This is a genomic window from Pirellulales bacterium (assembly GCA_035533075.1).
Classification (GTDB): domain Bacteria; phylum Planctomycetota; class Planctomycetia; order Pirellulales; family JAICIG01; genus DASSFG01.
Window position 1 is genome coordinate 24,390 of record DATLUO010000185.1, and the last position, 21,506, is coordinate 45,895.

Annotated in this window: 16 protein-coding genes; all 16 read left to right on the forward strand. The window is 64.1% G+C overall.

All coding sequences use genetic code 11. The features are described from left to right. Nucleotide 1 precedes the first annotated feature (1 nt). The 16 genes from VNH11_22860 to VNH11_22935 all read left to right on the forward strand — a co-directional run bounded on the left by VNH11_22860 (nt 2) and on the right by VNH11_22935 (nt 21,490). Nucleotides 2-649 (forward strand): Uma2 family endonuclease, encoded by a 648-nt coding sequence (locus tag VNH11_22860; protein HVA49223.1) that lies wholly within the window; start codon nt 2-4, stop codon nt 647-649. Between the two features lie 44 nt (nt 650-693). After that, a complete protein-coding gene (locus VNH11_22865) occupies nt 694-1,941 on the forward strand; it encodes a PQQ-binding-like beta-propeller repeat protein (protein ID HVA49224.1) in 1,248 nt (415 codons plus the stop codon). Nucleotides 1,942-2,307: 366 nt separating this feature from the next. Continuing rightward, entirely contained in the window at nt 2,308-2,715 is a 408-nt protein-coding gene (locus VNH11_22870) for a BlaI/MecI/CopY family transcriptional regulator (protein HVA49225.1), read from the forward strand. 107 nt (nt 2,716-2,822) lie between these two features. After that, nucleotides 2,823-4,355: a M56 family metallopeptidase gene (locus VNH11_22875; protein HVA49226.1), complete on the forward strand. Its 1,533-nt coding sequence runs from the start codon at nt 2,823-2,825 to the stop codon at nt 4,353-4,355. Nucleotides 4,356-4,627: 272 nt separating this feature from the next. Beyond that, nucleotides 4,628-5,590 carry a hypothetical protein gene (locus VNH11_22880; GenBank protein ID HVA49227.1) on the forward strand — a complete coding sequence of 321 codons (963 nt, stop codon included), beginning with the start codon at nt 4,628-4,630 and terminating at the stop codon, nt 5,588-5,590. A gap of 113 nt (nt 5,591-5,703) precedes the next feature. Next, nucleotides 5,704-7,656, forward strand: a complete 1,953-nt coding sequence (locus tag VNH11_22885) for an acyl-CoA dehydrogenase family protein (protein ID HVA49228.1) — start codon at nt 5,704-5,706, stop codon at nt 7,654-7,656. Nucleotides 7,657-7,664: 8 nt separating this feature from the next. Further along, nucleotides 7,665-8,789, forward strand: a complete 1,125-nt coding sequence (locus tag VNH11_22890) for a hypothetical protein (GenBank protein ID HVA49229.1) — start codon at nt 7,665-7,667, stop codon at nt 8,787-8,789. Beyond that, entirely contained in the window at nt 8,786-10,945 is a 2,160-nt protein-coding gene (glgX, locus tag VNH11_22895) for a glycogen debranching protein GlgX (GenBank protein HVA49230.1), read from the forward strand. The genes VNH11_22890 and glgX overlap by 4 nt, the downstream gene beginning before the upstream one ends. Nucleotides 10,946-11,386: 441 nt before the next feature. Further along, nucleotides 11,387-12,280 carry a fatty acid desaturase gene (locus VNH11_22900; GenBank protein ID HVA49231.1) on the forward strand — a complete coding sequence of 298 codons (894 nt, stop codon included), beginning with the start codon at nt 11,387-11,389 and terminating at the stop codon, nt 12,278-12,280. A gap of 252 nt (nt 12,281-12,532) precedes the next feature. After that, nucleotides 12,533-13,912 carry a DUF1501 domain-containing protein gene (locus VNH11_22905; GenBank protein HVA49232.1) on the forward strand — a complete coding sequence of 460 codons (1,380 nt, stop codon included), beginning with the start codon at nt 12,533-12,535 and terminating at the stop codon, nt 13,910-13,912. A 43-nt stretch (nt 13,913-13,955) separates the two neighbouring features. Continuing rightward, nucleotides 13,956-15,071, forward strand: a complete 1,116-nt coding sequence (thiO, locus tag VNH11_22910) for a glycine oxidase ThiO (GenBank protein HVA49233.1) — start codon at nt 13,956-13,958, stop codon at nt 15,069-15,071. 342 nt (nt 15,072-15,413) lie between these two features. Further along, nucleotides 15,414-15,788 carry an ATP-binding protein gene (locus tag VNH11_22915; GenBank protein HVA49234.1) on the forward strand — a complete coding sequence of 125 codons (375 nt, stop codon included), beginning with the start codon at nt 15,414-15,416 and terminating at the stop codon, nt 15,786-15,788. 115 nt (nt 15,789-15,903) lie between these two features. Continuing rightward, the gene (locus VNH11_22920; protein HVA49235.1) at nt 15,904-16,458 is read left to right on the forward strand and encodes a transcription termination/antitermination NusG family protein; all 555 of its coding nucleotides are present in this window, start codon (nt 15,904-15,906) and stop codon (nt 16,456-16,458) included. Nucleotides 16,459-16,712: 254 nt separating this feature from the next. Beyond that, nucleotides 16,713-19,175 carry a polysaccharide biosynthesis tyrosine autokinase gene (locus VNH11_22925; GenBank protein HVA49236.1) on the forward strand — a complete coding sequence of 821 codons (2,463 nt, stop codon included), beginning with the start codon at nt 16,713-16,715 and terminating at the stop codon, nt 19,173-19,175. A gap of 18 nt (nt 19,176-19,193) precedes the next feature. Next, nucleotides 19,194-20,000, forward strand: a complete 807-nt coding sequence (locus VNH11_22930) for a CpsB/CapC family capsule biosynthesis tyrosine phosphatase (GenBank protein HVA49237.1) — start codon at nt 19,194-19,196, stop codon at nt 19,998-20,000. Continuing rightward, entirely contained in the window at nt 20,000-21,490 is a 1,491-nt protein-coding gene (locus VNH11_22935) for an MraY family glycosyltransferase (GenBank protein HVA49238.1), read from the forward strand. The genes VNH11_22930 and VNH11_22935 overlap by 1 nt, the downstream gene beginning before the upstream one ends. Nucleotides 21,491-21,506 lie beyond the last annotated feature (16 nt).

A 21,506-nucleotide genomic window follows, 5' to 3' on the forward strand; every position in this document is an offset into this window, starting at 1 on the left:
CATGGCAACCGTCGAGCAATTGTCGCTGGCCCCGGAAGACCGGGTCGTGTTGTCGCGCATTCCGTGGGAAACCTACGCGCGGCTGCGCGAAGGCGAAGAAAACTACCGCGTCCGGATGACCTACGATGAAGGGACCCTGGAACTGATGTCCCCCTCCCCCGATCACGAAGCGATCAAACGGCTGATCGGCCGAATGATCGAAGCTCTCACCGAGCAACTGCGCATCCCGCTGAGAAGCCTGAGCGCCACAACCTGGAAGCGGCCTGAACTGGCCAAGGGACTTGAGGCCGACGAGTGCTACTACATTCTTAATCACCACCGCGTACGCGCACGCCGCAAGGTCGACCTGGCCGTCGATCCGCCGCCCGACCTGGTTGTCGAAGTCGAAATCAGCCGTAGCGCCGTCGGCCGCCAGGCCATCTACGCCGCGCTGGGCGTGCCCGAAGTCTGGCGATGGCGCGACGAAGCTTTGACTGCCTGGTCGCTAGGCTCCGACGGGCAATACACCGAACGCGAATACAGCTTGAACCTGCCCATGCTGCGCGTCAAAGACCTGGAACCGTTTCTCGACTTCGAGCGGAGCGTCGATGAATCCGCTTGGATTGCCGACTTCCGTGCCTGGGTGCGGCAGCAGTTTGCGACGCCCTAAGCTACCTGCCTACAGATTCTCTTCCCGCCTCAAGGATCCCACCCATGACCCGTAGACCAATACTGGCGGCGTTGCTCCTCTTTGCCGCCTGCGCCGGACCGGCCAGCGCACAGAAATGGACCCGCTTTCGCGGCCCGAACGGAACCGGCGTCAGCGATGCCGACAGCGTTCCGGCCCAGTGGACCGACAAAGACCTGAACTGGCGCGTGGCACTGCCGGGCATCGGACACTCGTCGCCCGTCGTCTGGCACGACCGCGTCTTTCTGACCAGCGCCTTCGAAGACAGCGCCACGCGGCTGGTGCTCTGTCTGCGCACCGACGACGGGCAAATCCTATGGCAGCACAAATATCCGTCGTCGCTGCACGCCAAGCACAAGTTCAACAGCTTCGCCTCCAGCACTCCATGCGTCGATGCCGACCACGTCTATTGCTGCTGGTCGACGCCCGACGAATATACGCTCATGGCACTCACTCACGACGGCGAGCAGGTATGGCGAAAGAACCTGGGGCCGTACACCAGCCAGCATAGCTGCGGTGTGTCGCCGATCGTCTACAAGGATCTCGTCGTGCTGGGCAACGATCAGGGCGACGAAAACCATCAAGGCACCAGCTCGGTGCTGGCCGTCGACCGCCGCACGGGCGAGCTGCGCTGGAAGCTCGACCGCCGCACGGCCACCGTGGCTTACTCCACGCCCTGCGTCTATCAGCCGGCCGGCGGCGAGCCGGAGCTGATCTTCAACAGCGAGTCGCACGGCATCACCAGCGTCGATCCCGCCAATGGCCGTGTGAACTGGGAGATCAACGTGTTCAACAAGCGCAGCGTCAGCTCGCCGGTGATCGCCGCGGGGCTGATCTTCGGCTCGTGCGGTTCGGGCGGAGGAGGCAACTACGTGGTGGCCGTGCGCCCGCCGGACGACAAAGGATCGTCGCCGGAAATCGCCTATAAGGTTGAAGACATCGCGGCCCCCTACGTGCCGACGCCCGTGGCCCTGGGCGAGCTCGTCTTTTTGTGGAGCGACAAGGGCGTTGTCGCCTGCCTGCGGGCGGCCACCGGCGAGAAGCTGTGGCAGAAGCGCGTGGGCGGCAACTATCACGGTTCGCCCGTCTGCGTGGCCGGGCGGCTGTATTGCCTTCGCGAGGACGGCGAGGTGACGGTGGTGGCGGCGGCGGAAGAATATGAGTTGTTGGGCCGCAACCCGCTGGGCGAAGAGAGCCGCAGCACGCCCGCCGTCGCCGACGGGCGAATGTATTTGCGGACGTACTCGCACCTGGTTTCCGTGGGCGGAAAGTAAAGAGGCGTCGGGCGTGAGGCTTCCGGCGCGCGTAAGGTGGGACCAGCGAGCTTGCGAGCGCCGGCCCACCGATAAGGACGTCGCTTTCGGTGGCTGGGGCAGAAGCTGGCCGGGTCGCGGTAGTGCAGTCCCCAAGACGCCGTCGGCCAGCGATGCCCCGGTGGTGCTGCTGCCTGGGCATCGCTGGCCGCAGGGCGTGTTGGCAAATCCAGCCGAGCCCGGCCAGCTTCTGCCCCAGCCACCGATTTCTGCCCGCGTGAAGTAGGGTGCGATTTGCAACCGCTTGCGTTTCAGACGGGATGTCTTTATCATAGGACCGGATAAGCGTAGCGGGATGACTTGTTGGTATCTGAGGGAACTTTGTCCATGGCGCGTGCGCCTCGAGATGTGACCGACGCCGAACTGGCGGTGCTGGAGGTGCTCTGGGACCGCGGCTCGGCCACGGTTCGGGAAATCGCCGAAAAGCTCTATGCCGGTTCGAGCACCTCGCAGCACGCCACCGTGCAAAAGCTGCTGGAGCGGCTGGAAGCCAAGAAGTGCGTCCGCCGCGAGCGCGGCAATTGGCCGCACACGTTTGAACCGGCCCTCGATCGCGAGGAGCTGATCGGCCGCCGGCTGCAGCAAACCGCCGACCGGCTGTGCGAAGGTTCGGTGCAGCCGCTGTTGATGCACCTGGTCAGGGCCGCGCGGCTTTCGGCCGAAGAACGCCGCGGCTTGCGAGATTTGCTCGATCAATTGGAGCTCAAGGGTGGGAAGCCGGTAAAGAAGCGGTAAATATAGGGTTCAGGGTTCAGGGTTCAGGGTTCAGGAGCTAGCGCTTCGTTTGGCACTTACGGTTTGGCGTTAGCTCCGCTTGCGCGTCGCTGAACCCTGAACCCTCGATGGTGTACCATGACGTGGCTTGTTACGACGGGACTGACCAACGCCTTGCTGGCCTCGCGTCGGCACCGCGCGTGGCGGTGGTCGAAAGCGCCGTCTCGCCGATGCTGTGGGGCGCCGGCCGGAATGCTTGCCTGCTGTTCCCCGCGGAACTGACGCGCCGCATCGACGCGGCTGCGTGCGACGCGCTGCTGCTGCACGAGCTGGCCCACTACGCGCGCAGCGATTGGCTGGTCCGCCTGTTGGAACTGGCGGTGCAGGTGCTCTACTGGTGGCATCCGCTCGTGTGGTGGGCGCGGCGCGAGATCGAGGCCGCCGAAGAAGAGTGCTGCGACGCTTGGGTGATTCATCAGGTCCAATCGCGGCGACGATATGCCGAGGCCCTGCTGACGACGCTCGATTTTCTCTGCGAGCCGCTGCAGCCCTTGCCTCCGGCGGCCTGCGGACTGGGTGCGGTGCCGCTCTTGCGGCGGCGCTTGACGCAGATTATATGCGGCGAGGTGGCGATTCAACCCTCGCGATGGGCCCGCGCGCTCGTTCTGACTGGGGCGGCGGTCGTACTTCCGCTTGGCCCGGCATTCGTCGGGCCGCAGCACGAAGCCTTGGCAGGTACATCTGTAGGGAACGCCCTCCGTGGCGTTCCGCGCGGCGGGACCGGCGCAAATCCCAACGAGGCGGAACGCCACAGGGCCCAGAGGGCGCCCCGTTCCCTACAGAGCCCGGTCCGCGCAAAGGACATAGCTCCGACATCGTCCAGCGGACCACGGCCAGCCTCGTGGTTTGTCGCTCGCGACACGTCGCCGCGGGTCGGCGCGGTGGTCTACGCCACGGCGGTTTCGCCCGATGGCCGCTACAAGCTGCAGGCCCGCACCGGCCATCGTGCCGCATTGGTCGACGTGGAGTCGGAAAAGTCGGTCGACCTGAGCACGTATCGCATCGTCTCGGCGTCGTTCTCGCCCGACGGCCGGTTTCTGGCGACGGCGCAGGAAGACGAAAGCGTGGTGCGTCTTTGGGACTGCAAAACGGCCGTCGTCCGGTCGCTGCTCAAGGGGAGCGAGTCGGCGCTGGTATCGGTCGCCTTTGCCCCTGACGGCGCGCGGGTGGCGGCCGGCGCGGCCGATGGCAGCGTGCTGGTTTGGAACATGGCTGATGAGGAAGTCGTAGCTCGATTGCTCCTGCACGAGGCGCCGGTGAGTTGTTTGCGGTGGACGAAACAGAGCGATCGTTTGGCGATCGCCTTGGGCACATGGTTGGACCGCGAGCTCTCGTCGCTCATCGTCTGGCGGCCGGCCGACGGCCGCGTCAGTGAAAACGTGTCGCTCGACAATCCGGCGGGCGCCATCGACTGGCTCACCGACCACAAGCTGATCGTGGCCGATTGGGGCGGCGAGGCCCGCGTGTGCGATCTGCGTTCGGGCCTATCGGTCGAAAGGCTCTGGCTGGGCAAAGATTTGGTTTCGGCTGCCGCCTTCTCGGCCGACTGTCCTTTGCTGCCGCGTTGGCAGGCCGCAAGATTCGGTGAAGGAGGCGATTGATGAACAGCGGGGAGAGGGAGAACGCCGATCGGCGGGCCATCGCGGTAGGGTGGAAAAAGCGAGCTTGCGAGCGCCGGCCCACCATTGGCGACGTCGATCTCGGTGGGCCGGCGCTCGCAAGCCTTCGGCACGCCGTTGCCGCCTGATTCGTCGGATAATGAAAAGCCGGCCAGCGAAAATTACCAATAACGCGGAGAAGCAACGCATGATCCCGACCATACCTATCGGTTGATCCGTGATACGTTCATCGATGAAATACCCGAGCTGAAAAAATGAGCGCTCGAAGACTATTCCATGCTCTGTTGTATGCTGTGGTTTTTTCGGTGCCGGCGGCTACCGCCGCGGCGGAGGAGGCAGGCGAGACGGAGCCGCTGACAGCCGGCCCTTTGCGCCATGCGCTTATCGTCTGCGGCTTGCCCGGCGACGCCGAGCATCGCGAACTGTTCGCGGAGACGATCGAGAAGCTGTACGCCGGCCTGACGACGCGGCTGGGCTTCGCGCCGGACAACGTGCTGGTTCTGTTCAGCGACGAAACGACCGACCAGGACGGGCCGGCGCTGCGGGCCAGCCGCGGCCCGGCCACGCGCGAGAAGCTGACGGAGACGGCCGCTGAGATCCAAGCCGCGCTCAAACCCGACGACGCCTTGTGGGTCTTCGTGTTGGGACACTCGCACTTCGACGGCCGATACAGCTCGCTGAATCTGCCGGGTCCGGATGTGAACCAGGTCGAGTTCGGCAAGCTCTTCGCGCCGGTGGCCTGTCGCGAGCTGGTGTTCTTCATCACCACGCCCGCCAGCGGTTTTTTCGTCAAGCCGCTCTCGGCCGCCGGGCGGGTCGTGATTGCGGCCACCGAAGCCGATGCCGAAGTGAACGAGACCATCTTTCCGCAGAAGCTGGCGACCGCGCTCGCCGGGCCGCCGGCGATGCCGGAGTTCGACGTCGATGGCGACGGCCGGGCGACGCTCTTCGACGCCTATCTTTGGTCGGCGCGTGAGACGGCCCAGGACTATGCCGGCGGCGAGTTGCTGGCCACCGAGCACTCGCTGCTCGACGACAACGGCGACGGCCGCGGCAGCGAAGTCCAGATGGATTATCTCAGCGAGGAGTTGGGCGGCCGGCTCCGCGCGGGCCGCAAGCCCGCCCCGCGCGCCGGCGACGGCGCACGCGCACGGTCGATCGATTTGCCCGTGCCCGAGCCCTCCAATGAAACTCCGGCGGCGACCGAAGAAGAATGACGGCGACTCACGTAGTCGCTGCACTTTCACGCCACAGCTCCTCAGGGCCGTTGTCGCAACGACCGTCGCGTGCGGTATAATTGCCAAGCATCATTACCCGTTGGAAATACACGATGAAGACCAGCGAACCGCATCTTGAGCCGCAAACCCCAACCGACGCCAACGGCCAGGCCGTCGACGATCGCCAGCAGTCGTTCGCCGAAACGGCCCTGAAGCTCGGCGGCAAGAGCGACGAAGAGGCCCGCCGCACCGGGGCCATCGACAAGGCCGACGACCAGGTCGAAGCTCTCTTCGCGCCGCAGTACCAAACGGCCGCCAGCCCGGCCCATCGCGCCGTGTGGGACGGTCACGTGCCCGTCGAGTTGTTCTCGTTCGAGCCGCCGGCCACGCCGCCGCACGTCGCCAAGGTGATGGATGACTCGCTGGCCGTCGTCCGGCGGCACCGCGAGGCCGGCACGCTGCAAGACGAGAACCGCAAAATCGCCAAAACGGTGCTCGATGAGTTGGGCGTCGCCGGATATTGGGGCCTGCTCGTCGACCGCGAATACGGCGGGTCGGGTTCGCCCTTCATGAGCTTTGCGCCCTTCCTGACGCGCATCGCCACGGTCGATCCGACCGTGGCGGGCATGGCCTCCGTACACGGCTGCATCGGCGGCGTCGATCCGGTGCGCACGTTTGGCACGTCCGAACAAAAGCAGCGGTTCCTGCCGCGCTTGGCCAGCGGCGAGAGCCTCTCGGCCTTCGCGCTCACCGAGCCGAACGCCGGCAGCGATCTGACGGCCCTCCGCACTCGTGCGGTGCTCGACGGCGATGACTACGTGGTCAACGGCGAAAAGCTGTTCATCACCAACGTGATTCCGGGCCGCACGGTCGGCCTGGTCTGCCTGATCGAGAACCGGCCCGCCGTGATCATCGTCGATTTGCCGCCGCAAGAGAACGAGCATTTTCAGCTCCGCAAGTACGGCCTCTACGCGCTGAAGCACACCAACAATCAAGGCATCCTTTTCCACAACTTCCGCGTTCCGGCAGCCAATCTGTTGAAGCCGACCCGCGGCGATGGGCTGACGATCGCCTATCACGGCCTGAACCTCGGCCGCATCGCCCTCTGCGCCACGGCCGCCGGCAGCATGCGGTTGATGCTGGCCAGCATGCTCCCTTGGGCGCATTTTCGCAAAACCTACGGCGCGGCGATCGACACGCGCGAGCTGGTCCGCCGCCGCATCGGACGCCTGGCCGGATTGATCGTCGCCGCCGACGCGCTGGTCGAGTGGTGCTCGGGCCTCATCGACCAGGGCTATCGCGGAGAGATGGAGTGCATCGTCGCCAAGATTTTCGGCAGCGAGGCCCAGAAAGAGGCCGCCGTCGAGCTGTTGATGAAAACGCACGGCGGCCGCTCCTTCCTGCACGGGCATCTCTTCGGCGACAACGTACACGAGTTCCTCGCTCCCTGCATCTACGAGGGCGAGGGCGAGATGCTGGGCATGGCGTTTTTCAAGTCGCTGGTCAAGCAGCACGGCACGAAGTTTTTCGAGCCGATCGGCAAGGCGCTGGCCGCGGCCGGCATCAAAAAGCCCAACCTGCTCAACCCGGCTCACCTGGCCGTGCTGAAAGGGCCGTTATGGGAGTACTCGAAGTGGTACGTCGGCCAGCGATTCTCGGCGTCTCGGCCCACGCTGCCGCCGATGCCGCCGGCGCTGCGAGAACACGCCGAATTCGCCGCGGACTGGTTGCTGCGATCGCCGCTGGAGATCAGTGGTACGATGCGCAAGTATCAGCTTGCGTTGGCCGACCGGCAGTGCCGCATGGCCGAGGTTTCGCAACGCGTGCAGGACGCCATCGTCATTCTTTGCACGAGCCTCTACGCCGCGAGGAAAAACGACGAAGTCGTGCGCGCGGCGGCCGACGTCATCTGCCGAGACCTGCGCCGCAAGCTCACCGGCAGCCGACCTTCGGACCGCGACCTGCGGGCCGTCACCCGGCTGGGCGAGCAAGTTGTCGAAGGCCGCTTCAAGTCGATCGAGGGCCTGCCGACGGGCGAGATTCTGATGCCATATCCAAACGATTGAACTGATCCATGCGTTTCGAATACCGCACGTTCTGGCTGGCGAAAGACGCCGACGAGCCGACCCAATATCAAGATGCCTTCGATCTCGACTCCGAGTTGGGACGGGCGGCGATCGCCGACGGCGTCAGCTCGACGATCTTCTCAGGTCCGTGGGCCCGGCTGCTGGCGTTGGCCGCCGTGGCCGAACCACCTCCGCTCGAAGACAGTGCCGCTTTTCAGACCTGGATGGCCGAGAATCGGACCGCCTGGATCAACAACATCGATATCAGCAAGCTCACCTGGTATCAGCGGCCGAAAATGGCCGACGGGGCCATGACCACGCTGTTGTGGCTGGAGCTGCTGCCCGACGAGACGAACGACGAGGAACTGGCCACCCGCTATCAGCTCCAGGCGTATGCCATTGGCGACAGTTGCCTGTTTCACGTGCGCGATGAGGCGACGCTGTATTGGTTTCCGCTGGAAAGCTCGACCGAGTTCGGTCTCAATCCGGCCGTGGTGGCCAGCGTCGATCGGCAGCTCGACCACCTGCTGGAGTTCAAAGCGCGGTCGCAGGAGTGCTTGCCCGGTGATTTATTGGTGTTGACCACCGATGCGGTCGCACTGTGGGCGATCGAGCGGCACGAATCGGGCGAGGCGGTCGATTGGCCGCGGTACTGGGATCTGAGCGACGAAGAATGGCGCGCCGAGATTTTCGCCCTGCGCGACGCCAAGCAGATGCGCTTCGATGACAGCACGCTCGTGCTGCTGCGGGTGATCGAAGAGCGGCCGGCGCCGGTTGCCGGGCCAGTGGAGTTGGAACCGTTGGACGCGGAGAGCGTGTTGTCGGAGGAAACGGTTGTCGGCGAGGCGACGCCAGGCGAAGCAATGGCGCCTGATGAAACAACCGGGCCGGCGCTTGCATCGCTGACCGACGCCGTCGAGAATCATGAGACATTGCGGTTCGACGCGGCCGTGGCAGTAGGAATTGAGTCGCTCACGGAGGGCCCATTGGCAGAGGAAGGGAGTGAGCCGGAAAAACCGGCGGAGATGATTACCGACGAGGCCGCGGGCGACAGAGAGAGCAACGGTGACAATCCAATGGCATCTAAATTGCGGCCAAGCGACGAAACATCATCCCGGAATGAGCATCCATGAGAACTTGGCCAGGCCGGCCGTATCCGCTCGGCGCGACATGGGACGGCAACGGCGTCAATTTCGCCCTCTATTCCGAAAACGCCACCCAGGTCGAACTTTGCCTCTTCGATTCGGCAGACGATGAGAAGGAATCGCACCGCCTGGTGATGGAAGAGCAAACCGACATGGTCTGGCACGCCTTTCTGCCGGACGTCAGGCCCGGACAGCTTTACGGTTTCCGGGTCCACGGTCCCTACGAGCCGAGCCAGGGGCATCGCTTCAATCCCAACAAGGTGCTGCTCGATCCCTACGCCAAAGTCATCGGCCGCGAGGTGCGGTGGAGCGATGCGATGTGGGGCTACAAGCTGGGCGATGCCCAAGCCGATCTGTCGTTCGACAAGCGCGACAACGCGGCCTTCGCTCCGCTGGCGGCCGTCGTCGATCTGGCCTTCACCTGGGGCGACGACCGCCCGCCCAACGTGCCGTGGCACAAAACGCTGATCTACGAGCTGCACGTGAAGGGCTTCACCCGGCTCCATCCCGACGTCGACGACCGGCTGCGTGGAACCTATTCGGGCCTGTCGTCCGAGGCGGCGCTGAACTATCTGCGCAAGCTGGGCATCACGGCGGTGGAACTGCTGCCGGTACACTACTTCCTCGACGATCGGCACCTGGTCGACCGGGGCCTGTCGAACTACTGGGGCTACAACACGCTGGGCTTCTTCGCGCCGGCCGGACGCTACTCCGCGGCCGACACGCCGCTCGACACCGTGCGCGAGTTCAAGACGATGGTCCGCAATCTGCATTCGATCGGCGTGGAGGTGATCCTGGACGTGGTCTATAACCACACGGCCGAAGGGAACCAGATGGGGCCGACCTGCTCGTTTCGCGGCATCGACAACGCGGCGTACTACCGCCTCAGCCCGGACGACCCGCGGTACTACACGGATTTCACCGGCTGCGGCAACACCTTCAACATGCGCAACCCGCGCGTGCTGCAGCTCATCATGGACAGCCTCCGCTATTGGGTCACCGAAATGCACGTCGACGGGTTCCGCTTCGATCTGGCCAGCACGCTGGCCCGCGAGCTGCACGAGGTCGACAAGCTGGGCGCGTTTTTCGACATCATCCATCAAGACCCGATCATCTCTCAGGCGAAACTCATCGCCGAGCCGTGGGACCTGGGCGCCGGCGGCTATCAGGTGGGCAACTTTCCGATCTTGTGGTCGGAATGGAACGGGAAATACCGCGACTGCGTCCGGAAGTTCTGGAAGGGCGACGCGGGCATGGTCTCGGAATTCGCCACGCGCTTTACCGGCTCCAGCGACCTCTATGAATGGAGCAGCCGCCGGCCGCACGCCAGCGTCAATTTTATCACCTGCCACGACGGGTTCACGCTCGACGACCTCGTCTCTTACAACGAAAAGCACAACGAAGCCAACGGCGAAGAGAATCGCGACGGCGCCAACGACAACCAAAGTTGGAACTGCGGCGTCGAGGGGCCGACCGACGACCCCGAAATCCGCGCGCTGCGAAACAAGAAAAAGCGGAGCATGCTGGCCACGCTGCTCTTCTCGCAGGGTGTGCCGATGATTCTGGCCGGCGATGAACTCGGCCACACGCAGAACGGCAACAACAACGCCTACTGCCAGGACAACGAGATCACCTGGATCCATTGGGATCTCAGCGACGAGCAGAAAACACTGCACGAGTTTGTGCAGAAGTGCATCGATCTGAACCGCCACGAGCCGGTCTTCGGCCGGCGGCGGTTCTTTCATGGCCAGGGCATCCAAGGCGGCGAGGCGCCCGACATTGCCTGGTTCGACACGTCGGGCAACGAGATGTCGGAAGAAGACTGGAAGACCAGTTTCGTCCGTTCGTTTGGCGTGGAGCTCTATGGCCAGTCGATCGACGTCGACGAGCACGGCGAGGAGATCCACGGCGACACACTGTTGATCTTGTTCAACGCCGACCACGCCACGCAGATCGACTATGTGCTGCCCGCCCTCGAAGCGGGGCAAAGTTACGAGTTGGTGCTCGACAGCGCGCGGGCCGACGAAGGCGGGCCGCGCCCCGTCATCGAGCCGCACTATCAGCTTGCGCCGTGCTCGCTGGCCTTGTTCCGGCTGGTCGAGCCGCCTGCGGAAGCGAGTATCCTGTCGCGGAGCACGGCGTAGGGTGGGACCAGCGAGCTTGCGAGCGCCGGCCCACCATCGCCGCAATTTTGGATTTTGGATTTTGGATTTTGGATTCCGCCAATCCAAAATCCAAAATCGTGGTGGGCCGGCGCTCGCAAGCTTCGCTGGTCCCACCCTACTGTCGTAAATCTCTGCCCTGATTGCCTAAAGTCCGTCCCTGGCCAGGAGGCCGACGAAATTTGCGCATCTGGGCTGTGGCCGCCACTCAAACACTGCTACAATCGGTGGACCTAAAAATGAAACACCAGGGTGGCGAAACGTCCAACGCTGGGCTGAGAGAGCAACGTCTCGATGGCAACGGGTTCCAAACAATCCTCCAGGGCAAGGCCGAAGGCCATCGTATCACTCCCCGCAGCACCTCGCACGCGCAGCAAGCTCGTCCGTCGCGAGCCCGAGCCGCCGCGCCCCGCCGCGCGGAAGTTGCCGCTTCCCAGTTCGGTCAACCGCGGCCGCATTCTTTGGCCCTACGTCATCAGCATCGGCCTCTATCATTTGTTTGCGCTGTCGGCGCTGGTTCCCTGGTTGTTCAGTTGGACCGGCGTCGTTCTGGCCGTGGCCGGGCTGTACGTCTTCGGAACGCTGGGCATCAATCTCTGCTACCACCGCCTGTTGACGCACCGCGGCTTCAATTGTCCCCCTTGGCTGGAGCATGCCTTGGCGCTGCTCGGCGTCTGCTGTTTGCAAGACACGCCGGCCCGTTGGGTCGCCGTACATCGCCTGCACCACCAGCATTCTGATGAGGAACCCGATCCGCATAGTCCCCTGGTCGCCTTCCTGTGGGGCCATATCGGTTGGCTGATGGTGGAAAACCGCCAGGTGAACAGCGTGCTGACCTACGACCGTTACGCGCGCGACGTGCTCAAGGACCCGTTCTACTTCGCCTTCGAGCGCAACCTGCTGTGGGTCTGGGTGAACCTCGTGCAGTGGCTGGCGTTCTTCCTGCCCGGCTTGGCCATCGGCTGGTCGCAGGGAACCTCGGCGGACGGCGTGCGGTTCGGGCTGAGCTTGCTGGTGTGGGGCGTGTTCGTCCGCACCGTGGCGGTGTGGCACATCACCTGGAGCGTGAACTCGGCCACGCACATGTGGGGCTATCGCAACTACGAGACCGACGAGAACAGCCGCAACAATTGGCTGGTGGCGCTCATCAGCAACGGCGAAGGCTGGCACAACAACCATCACGCCGACCAGCGCAGCGCGGCGCACGGGCACCGCTGGTGGGAGTTCGACGTCACCTACCTCACCATCTGCCTGCTGGAAAAGGTCGGCCTGGCCAGCGACGTCGTGCGGCCAAATCAGAAGCTGACCGAGGCTTGAGGCCCTTTCATTCGTCGATTGATGAATGGCAGGCGGTGGCTGGGGCAGAGCTTGGCCGCTACCTTCAGAACACGCTCTGCCCTAGCCACCGCAGGAATCTTGGCGATCCATCGATCATCAGGACCACGACCTCGCCCACGTTGACTTTTTGCGCCACACTACGGTAAAATCCGATTCATAAAGAATCGTTGATGGATGGCGAGGCTTGCTCATCCGGGGTCTGCGTTTGCGAACCAATAAAGGAGGCCAAGCATGTGGCGAATCGAAGCGGGAACGACGCAAAAATACTGCGATGGAATGAGCCGGCGGAGCTTTGTGCAGCTTGGCGTGGCCGGAATGGCATCCGTCGGTTTTGCCGACGTGATGCGGGCCCAACAGGCGTCCGCCGCTGCCGGCGGCACTGCCAAGGATACCTCGGTCATCCTTCTTTGGCTCGACGGCGGACCAAGCCACATGGACCTCTATGACATGAAACCGGAGGCCCCAGCCGAATATCGCGGCCTCTGGCGGCCGATTCCCACGAACGTGCCGGGCATGGAGGTCACCGAGCTCTTCCCCTTGCAGGCCAAGGGGGCCGACAAGTTCTCGATCGTCCGTTCGCTGCACCACGACACGGGCGACCACTTTGCCGGCGGGCACTGGATGCTCACCAGCCGCGGCGGGGCCAGCGGCGCCGACACGGCCGGCCGTTATCCGTCGATCGCTTCCATCGCCACCAAGTTGACCGGTGCCCGCCGTGCGGCGATGCCGCCCTACGTGGCCGTGCCTTACGCCGCCAGCATCGGCCTGCGGCCCGGCTATTTTGGCGCCAACTACCTGGGCATCGAGCACAATCCGTTCGAGACCGAGGGAGATCCGAATGCCGAAGGCTTTCAGGTACACAACATTCGCCCACCGGCCGCCATGACGATTGATCGCCTGGGCGATCGCCGCACCCTGCTGGGTGATCTCGACCGTTTCCGCCGCGAAGTCGATCGGACCGGCGCGGTCGATGCGATGGACCGCTTCCAGCGAGACGCCTACGACTTGGTGGCCGGTTCAGCGGCCGCGAAGGCCTTCGATCTAAATTCCGAAGATCCGAAGCTTCGGGAGTTTTACGGGCGGCACAACTGGGGTCAAAGCGTACTGTTGGCCCGACGGCTGGTTGAGGCCGGCACGACGTTCGTCACCGTCCACTTCGGCGGCTGGGACCATCATTGGAACCTGCAGCAGGGCATGGAGAGTTACCTGCCGATCGTCGATCGGGCGGTGGCGGCCTTGTTCGAAGATTTAACGCAGCGGGGCCTGTACGAAAAGGTGTTGGTGGTGTTATGCGGCGAGTTCAGCCGCACGCCGCGGATGAACAATGGCGGCAACGGCGGGCCGCCCTTGAGCATGGGCACGCCCGGCCGCGATCATTGGGGCAACTCGATGTTCTGTGTGTTGGGCGGCGGCGGTGTGAAAGGCGGGCGGAGCGTCGGCTCGACAAACCGTTTGGGCGAAGTGCCGCTTGACCGGCCGCTGGAGCCGTGCGACTTGCACGCCACGATCTATCACGTGCTGGGCGTCGATCCGAAGGTCAGCTTCTTGAACCACGCCGGCCGCCCCGTGCCTGCCATCGACCGCGGCGAAGTGATTCACGAATTGTTCTGATGATCGTCGGTCCGGACGCAGTTGATGGGGAAGAACAGCAAGCATGTCGGATATTTTGATCGTCGGCGGCGGCGTGATCGGCTTGTCGCTGGCGTATGAGTTGGCGGGCAACGGCGCTCAGGTACGCGTGGTCGATCGCGGCCCGCTTGGGCGCGAAGCTTCATGGGCCGGGGCCGGCATCCTGCCCCCAGCCGCCTCGCGGCGCCAAGGCGGTCCCTACGCCGAGTTGCAGCGGATCAGCGGCGAGCTGTATCCCCGCTGGTCGGCACAATTGCACGAAGAGACCGGCGTCGACAACGGATACCGCCAGTGCGGCGGAATCTACCTGGCCACCGACGATGCACAAGAGCAGCAGCTTCATTCCTGCGCGGGCCAATGGCGACAACAAGGCATTCACGCCGAACCGCTCGACGCCCGCGGCCTGGCCGAGCGTGAGCCGGCGCTCGCCGGCGGCCAGGCCCGCCGGCGGCTGCGTGCCGCGTGGTGGCTGCGAGACGAGGCCCAGGTGCGTAATCCGCGACACCTGAAAGCGTTGGCCTTGGCCTGTGCGCGACGCGGAGTGGAGCTCTGCGCCGGCGTGGCGGTCGAAGGGTTTCGAGTGGCCGGCCAGCGGGTCACGCACGCCGTCAGCTCGCAAGGCGACCTGCCGGCCAGCCAGATTTGCATCACCAGCGGGCCTTGGTCAAAGGGCCTTCTCAGCCGGCTCTCGGTAGAAGTGCCGATGCGTCCGGTGCGCGGACAGATGGTGCTCTTGTCGTCGGCCCGGCCGATGTTGCGGTCGATCATCAACGTCGGCCCGCGCTATCTCGTGCCCCGCCCCGACGGCCGCATTCTCGTCGGCTCGACGGAAGAAGACGCCGGCTTCGACAAGCGCACGACCGCCCAGGCCATCGCCGGGCTGATCGCCTTTGCCATCGACCTTGCGCCGCCTCTGGGCGAGCTGACCATCGAACAATGCTGGGCCGGTCTGCGGCCCGGCAGCCACGACCACGTTCCTTACCTGGGCCGCGTGCCCGGCTGCGACAACGCCTTTGTCGCCACCGGGCACTACCGGCATGGCCTGCAACTCTCGCCGGCCACGGCCGTCGTGCTCGGCCGATTGATGCTCGGCGGCGATCCGGGCATCGATCTGGCGGCGTTTCGCGTCGATCGCGCGTGAGTAGTATGGTCCAGAAGAAACCGCGCGGCACCCGGCCCCGCCTCGAAACCGGCAAGGCCCAGGTCGTCGCGTGTTCGATGTCGCAGGAACAACGCGCGCCGCAGGAGCAGCTCGTCGCACGATATGAACGACTCCGGTCGCAGAGGATCGACCCGGCGGTGGATAACGCGCTGGCGATCACGACCGACGGTCGGAAGCTGGCGCTGGAAGCACGCCTGCTCGACGGTTCGGCACCGGATTTTCCCGAATCGAAGGTCAACGCGCTCGTGGAAAAACGTGGTGGAACTCTGGTATCGCTCAGCCGGGCGCCGTTCGACTCAACTTGTCTTCTGCGACCTTGGCGTGCATGCCACGAGGTCGGGCTACTGCGTCTACGACGATCTCGTGGAGAAACTCCGCGCCCGCGGAATTCCGGCTGCGGAAATCGCCGCGATCGGCGACGCTGACAACGCCATCCGTCACGGCAATCGCTCCGACGCGAGTAAGAGCGTGTACGTCTGCTGCAAGCTGTCGAAAGAACAGCTCTGGGGGCAGATTCGCGACGAAGGGGCTGGGTTCAACCCCGACGACGTGCCGGATTGCACCGGTCCGGAAAACCTTGAGCTTCCTTCGGGGCGTGGGATCATGTTGATGCGTGCCTTCATGTCGAGAGTCGAATACAACGATCGCGGCAATCGCGTCGTGATGGGGAAGTATCGGGCGGGGGATGCGGCCTGACGCGCCGCCTTCCTCCCTTGCGGAGCGGATCCTTTTGGAGCATGCTGTAAGGGACTGCCGCTTTCCGGCGAACTCGGCTACGCTCTAGAATTCTGGAGGATCCGGCGAGGACTGCATGCCTTTCCCGAACCCGGTACCGCAGATTTTCCCCGAAAACCTGCTCACGGGTGTTTTGCCCGGCGGTGAGGAGCGGCGTTGGTGGGTGGTCCATACCAAGGCACGGCAGGAGAAGGCCATTGCCCGCAACCTGCTGGCGCAGTCGATCCCGTACTTTGCCCCGCAGACCGAAAAGACCACGCTCGTGCGCGGGCGCAAGCGGCGCTCCTTCGTGCCCGTGTTCAGCGGCTATGTCTTTTTGTACGGCAGCGAGTCGGAGCGATACCGGAGCCTGACGACGAACCGCGTGGCCCAAGTGATCAAGGTCGATGACCAGCAGCAGCTTCGACAGGATCTCGCCTGCGTGTGGCGGATGATCGAGTCGAAAGTGCCGTTGACGGTTGAAGGCCGGCTGGCTGCTGGCAAGCTGGTGCGCGTGCGCAGCGGGGTACTGGCAGGCATCGAAGGGGTCGTGATGGAACGCCGTGCGAAATGCCGCTTATTGGTGGCAGTTCACATGTTGCAGCAGGGCGTCTCAGTCGCGATCGACGATTTCATGCTGGAGCCGATTTGAGCGGCGGGCGGCACCTGGCGACGCGGTCGCACCCCCCGGTGCATCACCTGCGAATCGCAGGATCTCTTTTCAAATGCTTGACAGCGTCGGAGTCGTCAACAAGACTGGAACGAACTCACCCGAGGTAGGGCGTTTTTCCTCGGTGTCCGTCGAGAGGCGGGCGGGGACGTCACTCGACGGGGACGGAGTGCGCGCCGACCGCAGCGACGTATGACGGCTTTCGCATAGCCGCCACCAGACACCCAATGCCGCACATGACCGAAGACATCGAAATCCAGCATCCCGAGCTTGACGAGTCCCCATCACTGCCGTCGATCAACTGGCTGGGCGTGCTCGAGATCGGCTGGCGGCACAAATCCTTGCTGGCCCTGGGGATGGTGGCGGCGCTCAGCTTGGGGGGGCTCTACTATTCGCAGCAAACGCCGCTCTTCGAATCGGCGGCGCGCGTGCTCATCGTGCGGAAGCGGCCTGAGACCGTCACGGGGAACCAGGCGCAGATGTCGGAGTTCGAAGACTACGTCGCGACACACCGACTGTTGATTCAAAGCCCGCTGATCATCGAGCGGGCCGTGAAAGAGGACCGTCTGCAATCGCTGCAGACGTTCGGGCAAGAAAAGGGCGACGTCGCCGGGTCGATCATCCGCATGCTGAAAGCCGAGCAAATCTCGAACGACAAGGGCGTCAACGCCAGTAACGTGCTGCAATTGGTCTTTCGTGGACCTGTTGCCGAGGAGTGCGGCGTGGTCATTAACGCCGTTCTCAACAGCTACCAGCAGTTTCTCGACGAAACGTACCGCGATGCCAGCGAAGACACCGTAAAGCTGATCACCCAAGCCAGGGACATGCTGGAGACCGACATCTCCGAGCAGGAAAAAGCCTACCGTAAGTTTCGGCAGAACTCGCCGCTGGTGTCTTACGGCAAGGGCGACGAGAACAACCCTCTTTACTCGCGGTTGGCGCTGATCGAATCGCAACGTTCGACGCTTCTGATGCGGCAAGTGCAATTGGAAAGCGACCTGGCGACGATCACCGAAGCCGAGCACGCGCACCGGGCCGAGGAGGAAATCTTGGCCCTCATTTCCGATCTGTCCGCCGCGCGGCACGAGGCTGACGCCGAGCGTGGAAAGTCGACGCTGACACTGCAGGAGCAACTGTTTCCACTGTTGCAGGAAGAGCAGCGATTGCGCCAAGACTTCGGTTACGGGCCGAATCATCCGTTCGTTCGATCGGTGCGCGGCCGTATCGAAGCCACGCGCCGCTTCTTCGTGCTCCCGCCGGCAGCCCACAGCAAGGCCGACGATGCGGACGGCATCATCAAAGGGGCGAGCCCCGCCGAACTGGTAGAGTCACACGTGGCGCAACTGCGGCGCGAGTTGGAGCGGGTCAAAGCCAACCAGCGGACATTGGACGAGCTTTTCAAGAACGAGCACGAGGCTGCGCAGGAGTTGACCCACTACGAATTGCAAGAAGAGGAATTCCAGCGTGATATGCAGCGGACCCAGACCCTGTACGACGGAATCATCAGCAAGATGCAGGATGTGAACATGGTCAAGGATTACGGGGGAGTGACCGCTCGCGTCATCGCGCCGGCGGGAATAGGCGAAAAGGTGGCCCCGAATCCCAAGTCGATCTTTGCGGCCTGGATCTTCGCCGGACTGCTGGCCGGGGGCGGCATGGTCTACCTGGCGGAAATGCTCGATACGAGCTTCCGCACCGCGGATGAAATCCGCCAGCGGCTGGGCCTGACGGTGGTGGGGCACATCCCGTTCGTTCAACCGAGCGAGAAAACCGTGCAGCGGATCGCCGACCGCGGCGAGGTCGTGAGCCCCACGGTCTGCACATATTACGAGCGGCTGTCGCATGCGGCCGAGGCCTTCCGCGGCGTGCGCACGGCTTTGTATTTCAGCAGCCGCGGGGCCGAGCACAAAGTGTTGCAGGTCACGAGCCCGAGGCCGGGCGACGGCAAGAGCACGATGGCCAGCAACTTGGCAGTCTCGATCGCGCAGTCTGGAAAACGCACTTTGCTGATCGATGCCGACCTGCGAAAGCCGACGCAGCACAAGATTTTCGGACTCTCGAAAGTGGTGGGACTTTCGTCGGTGATCGGCTTACAGGCGGAGCCGGCCGACGCCATCCAGCAAACCGCGGTGGCGAACTTATGGCTGCTGGCGTGCGGGCCGATTCCACCCGACCCGGCCGAGTTGCTCTCGTCACCCCGCCTGGCGGAACTGTTGCAGATGTTCCGTGAACAGTACGACTATGTGATCATCGACACGGCGCCCGTGCTAGCGGTCACCGATCCGTGCGCCGTCGCCCCGCGTGTCGATGGGGTGATGCTGGTCATCCGCATCGCGAAGCACGCTCGAACCGACGCCTTGCGCGCCACGAGGATCCTCAACACGCTCGACGCCAACGTCCTGGGCGTGGTGGTCAACGGCAACGCCGAGGCGCGCTCGAACTACGGTCGCAGGCATGGATATGGCGGTTACGGATACGGGGGTTACAAGTACGCCGGATACCGGTACGGCGGTTACGGCGGCTACGGATACGGCGAATCCGAGGCGTACCGTGACGGGGGCGACGAAAGCGTCGCGGCCAGCAAGGCCGCGGATCTGCTACTGTTGGCTGGCGGAAATCAATGCGAGGACGGCGACGCGAAGGGCACGGCCCTCGCCTCGAACGGCCACGCGCCTCCGAAGCCCGCGGGCGACGGATAACCGCTCATCACTCTCCCTTTGCCTCCCTTGGTCGATATTCACTGTCACTTGCTGGCCGGGCTCGACGATGGTCCGCGCACCGACGACGACGCGTTGGCCATGTGCCGCATGGCCTACGAGGAAGGCACCCGCTTGATCTCGGCCACGGCCCACCAGAGCGAAACTTGGCCCGAAGTCACACCCGAACGCATCCGGCGAGCCACCCGGCGCCTGCAGCTCCAGCTTGCCGAGGCCCAAATTGAATTGAGCGTATTCCCTTGTGGCGAGGTGATGGTTCACCCGGAACTGGAAGAGTCGTGCGCCGTCGGCCGGCTGCTGACGATCGCCGACGCGGGACGCTATCTGCTCGTCGAAATGCCGCACCATTTGTACGTCAACCTGGGCGGCATGGTCGAAAGCTTGTGCGCGACGGGCGTGCGTCCGATTCTGGCGCATCCTGAGCGATGTCCGGATCTGTTGCATGGGAGCGGTGAGATCGAAGGTTTGATCGAGGCGGGATGTCTGGTGCAGGTGTCGACCCACAGCATTACCGAACCGGGCAGCCGGCGCGACGAACGCGCACTGAGAAGCTGGTTTGAACGCGACATCCCGCATGTGCTGGGGTCCGACGGCCATTCCCCGCGCCGCCGCCCGCCGCGCATCCGCGCGGCCTACGAACGAGTTACCCGCTGGGCAGGGTCCGACGTCGCCGATCGCGTGGCCCGCGCCAACGGGGCAGCGATCCTGCGTGGTTTGCCCTTGTGTGTGCCGGAACCCAAGGCCGCCCGCCGGCGCTGGTTTTGGCGCACGAAGACAGAAACTCACGCAAGGCCGCAAAGACCCTGATGTCCACCCTACTTGCCATCCTGATCATTGCCTTCCTGTCGAGCGTCGTGGCCACGCTTGGCGTAAGGAGGGTTGCCCACCGCGTGGGGCTCACCGATCGTCCCGATGCGCACCGCAAGGTCCAACGAGAGCCGATGGCCTTGGGCGGCGGTGTGGCCGTTTTTGTCGGTCTGCTGACCGCCTTGGCGGTGCTGGCCGTGACGCCAAACCGCTTCCGCGACCCGTTTCTCGCGGGCGGCGGTGAGCTGTGCTGGCTGCTGACGGCCTGCCTGGTCATCGTGGTGGTGGGCTTGTTGGACGACCGCTTCAACCTGCGCGGCCGACACAAGCTGCTGGGCCAGGTCGCCGCGGCAATGATCTTAGTGCCGGCTGGCTTTACGATCCACAAGTTGCGCATTTTCGACTCGAACGTCGACTTGGGTTTGCTCTCGGTTCCCTTCACGCTGTTCTGGCTTTTGGGCGCGATGAATTCGCTGAACCTCATCGATGGCGTCGATGGCTTGGCCAGCAGCATTGGAGCGATTCTATGCATTGCAATTGCCGGCTTGTGCCTGCTCACCGGGCACCCGTCCGAAGGCATTGTGGCCTGGGCCTTCGCCGGCAGCCTACTGGGGTTTCTCTGCTTCAATTTCCCGCCGGCGAGCATCTACCTAGGCGACGCGGGCAGCATGCTGATCGGCCTGGTGGTGGGCGCGTTGGCCATTCGTGCCTCGCTGAAAGGGCCCGCCACGGTTGCTCTGGCCGCTCCGCTGGCGGTCTGGGCCATCCCGATCTTCGACATCACCGCGGCGATCCTGCGGCGGAAACTGACGGGCCGCAGCATCTACACCACCGACCGCGGACACCTGCACCATCGGCTGCTGGCTTTGACGGGCAACAACACGCTGGTCGTGGGCATCGTCGCCGTGGCCTGCGCGGTGACGTGCGTCGGCGCGGCCTTGAGCATGCACTTCGATAACGACCTGCTCGCTTTCGCCGCGGTCGCGCCGGTGGCGGGCATTTTCGTGGCGACGCGCGCGTTCGGGCACGTCGAGCTGCTGCTGGTGGCGAATCGCATGAAGACCCTCGGCCAGTCGATGTTGCGACCCATCTCGGAACGCGGCGACTGCATGATTGAGTCGTCCTCAGTGCGTTTGCAGGGCAATCGTCCCTGGGACCAGCTCTGGACGTCTTTGACGGAGTTTGCCGACAAGCTGAGTCTCTACGGTATTCGCCTCGACGTGAGCTTGCCCGCCGCGCAGGAAGATTTCCACGCTTCTTGGCAGCGCCCCTCAGGCTGCAGCCCGCAGGAACTGTGGCGGACCGAGATCCCGCTGTTTGTCGGAACCCAGGTCATCGGCCGTCTGGCGGTGTCCGGCAAGCGCGAGGACGGTTCGTCGTGCGAGTACATCGAGCGACTGATGGATCTTCTGGAGCCCTTCGAAACGCAATTGGTGGAAATGGCCGGGGCAGGGGCCCGTCGTCTGGAACTGGAACCAGTTGGCTTTTAACTTATCCCTTCCTCAG

Coding starts and splice junctions, on each gene's coding strand:
- VNH11_22860 (HVA49223.1), top strand. CDS start 2: ATGGCAACCGTCGAGCAATTGTCGCTGGCCCCGGAAGACCGGGTCGTG.
- VNH11_22865 (HVA49224.1), top strand. CDS start 694: ATGACCCGTAGACCAATACTGGCGGCGTTGCTCCTCTTTGCCGCCTGC.
- VNH11_22870 (HVA49225.1), top strand. CDS start 2,308: ATGGCGCGTGCGCCTCGAGATGTGACCGACGCCGAACTGGCGGTGCTG.
- VNH11_22875 (HVA49226.1), top strand. CDS start 2,823: ATGGTGTACCATGACGTGGCTTGTTACGACGGGACTGACCAACGCCTT.
- VNH11_22880 (HVA49227.1), top strand. CDS start 4,628: ATGAGCGCTCGAAGACTATTCCATGCTCTGTTGTATGCTGTGGTTTTT.
- VNH11_22885 (HVA49228.1), top strand. CDS start 5,704: ATGAAGACCAGCGAACCGCATCTTGAGCCGCAAACCCCAACCGACGCC.
- VNH11_22890 (HVA49229.1), top strand. CDS start 7,665: ATGCGTTTCGAATACCGCACGTTCTGGCTGGCGAAAGACGCCGACGAG.
- glgX (HVA49230.1), top strand. CDS start 8,786: ATGAGAACTTGGCCAGGCCGGCCGTATCCGCTCGGCGCGACATGGGAC.
- VNH11_22905 (HVA49232.1), top strand. CDS start 12,533: ATGTGGCGAATCGAAGCGGGAACGACGCAAAAATACTGCGATGGAATG.
- thiO (HVA49233.1), top strand. CDS start 13,956: ATGTCGGATATTTTGATCGTCGGCGGCGGCGTGATCGGCTTGTCGCTG.
- VNH11_22920 (HVA49235.1), top strand. CDS start 15,904: ATGCCTTTCCCGAACCCGGTACCGCAGATTTTCCCCGAAAACCTGCTC.
- VNH11_22925 (HVA49236.1), top strand. CDS start 16,713: ATGACCGAAGACATCGAAATCCAGCATCCCGAGCTTGACGAGTCCCCA.
- VNH11_22935 (HVA49238.1), top strand. CDS start 20,000: ATGTCCACCCTACTTGCCATCCTGATCATTGCCTTCCTGTCGAGCGTC.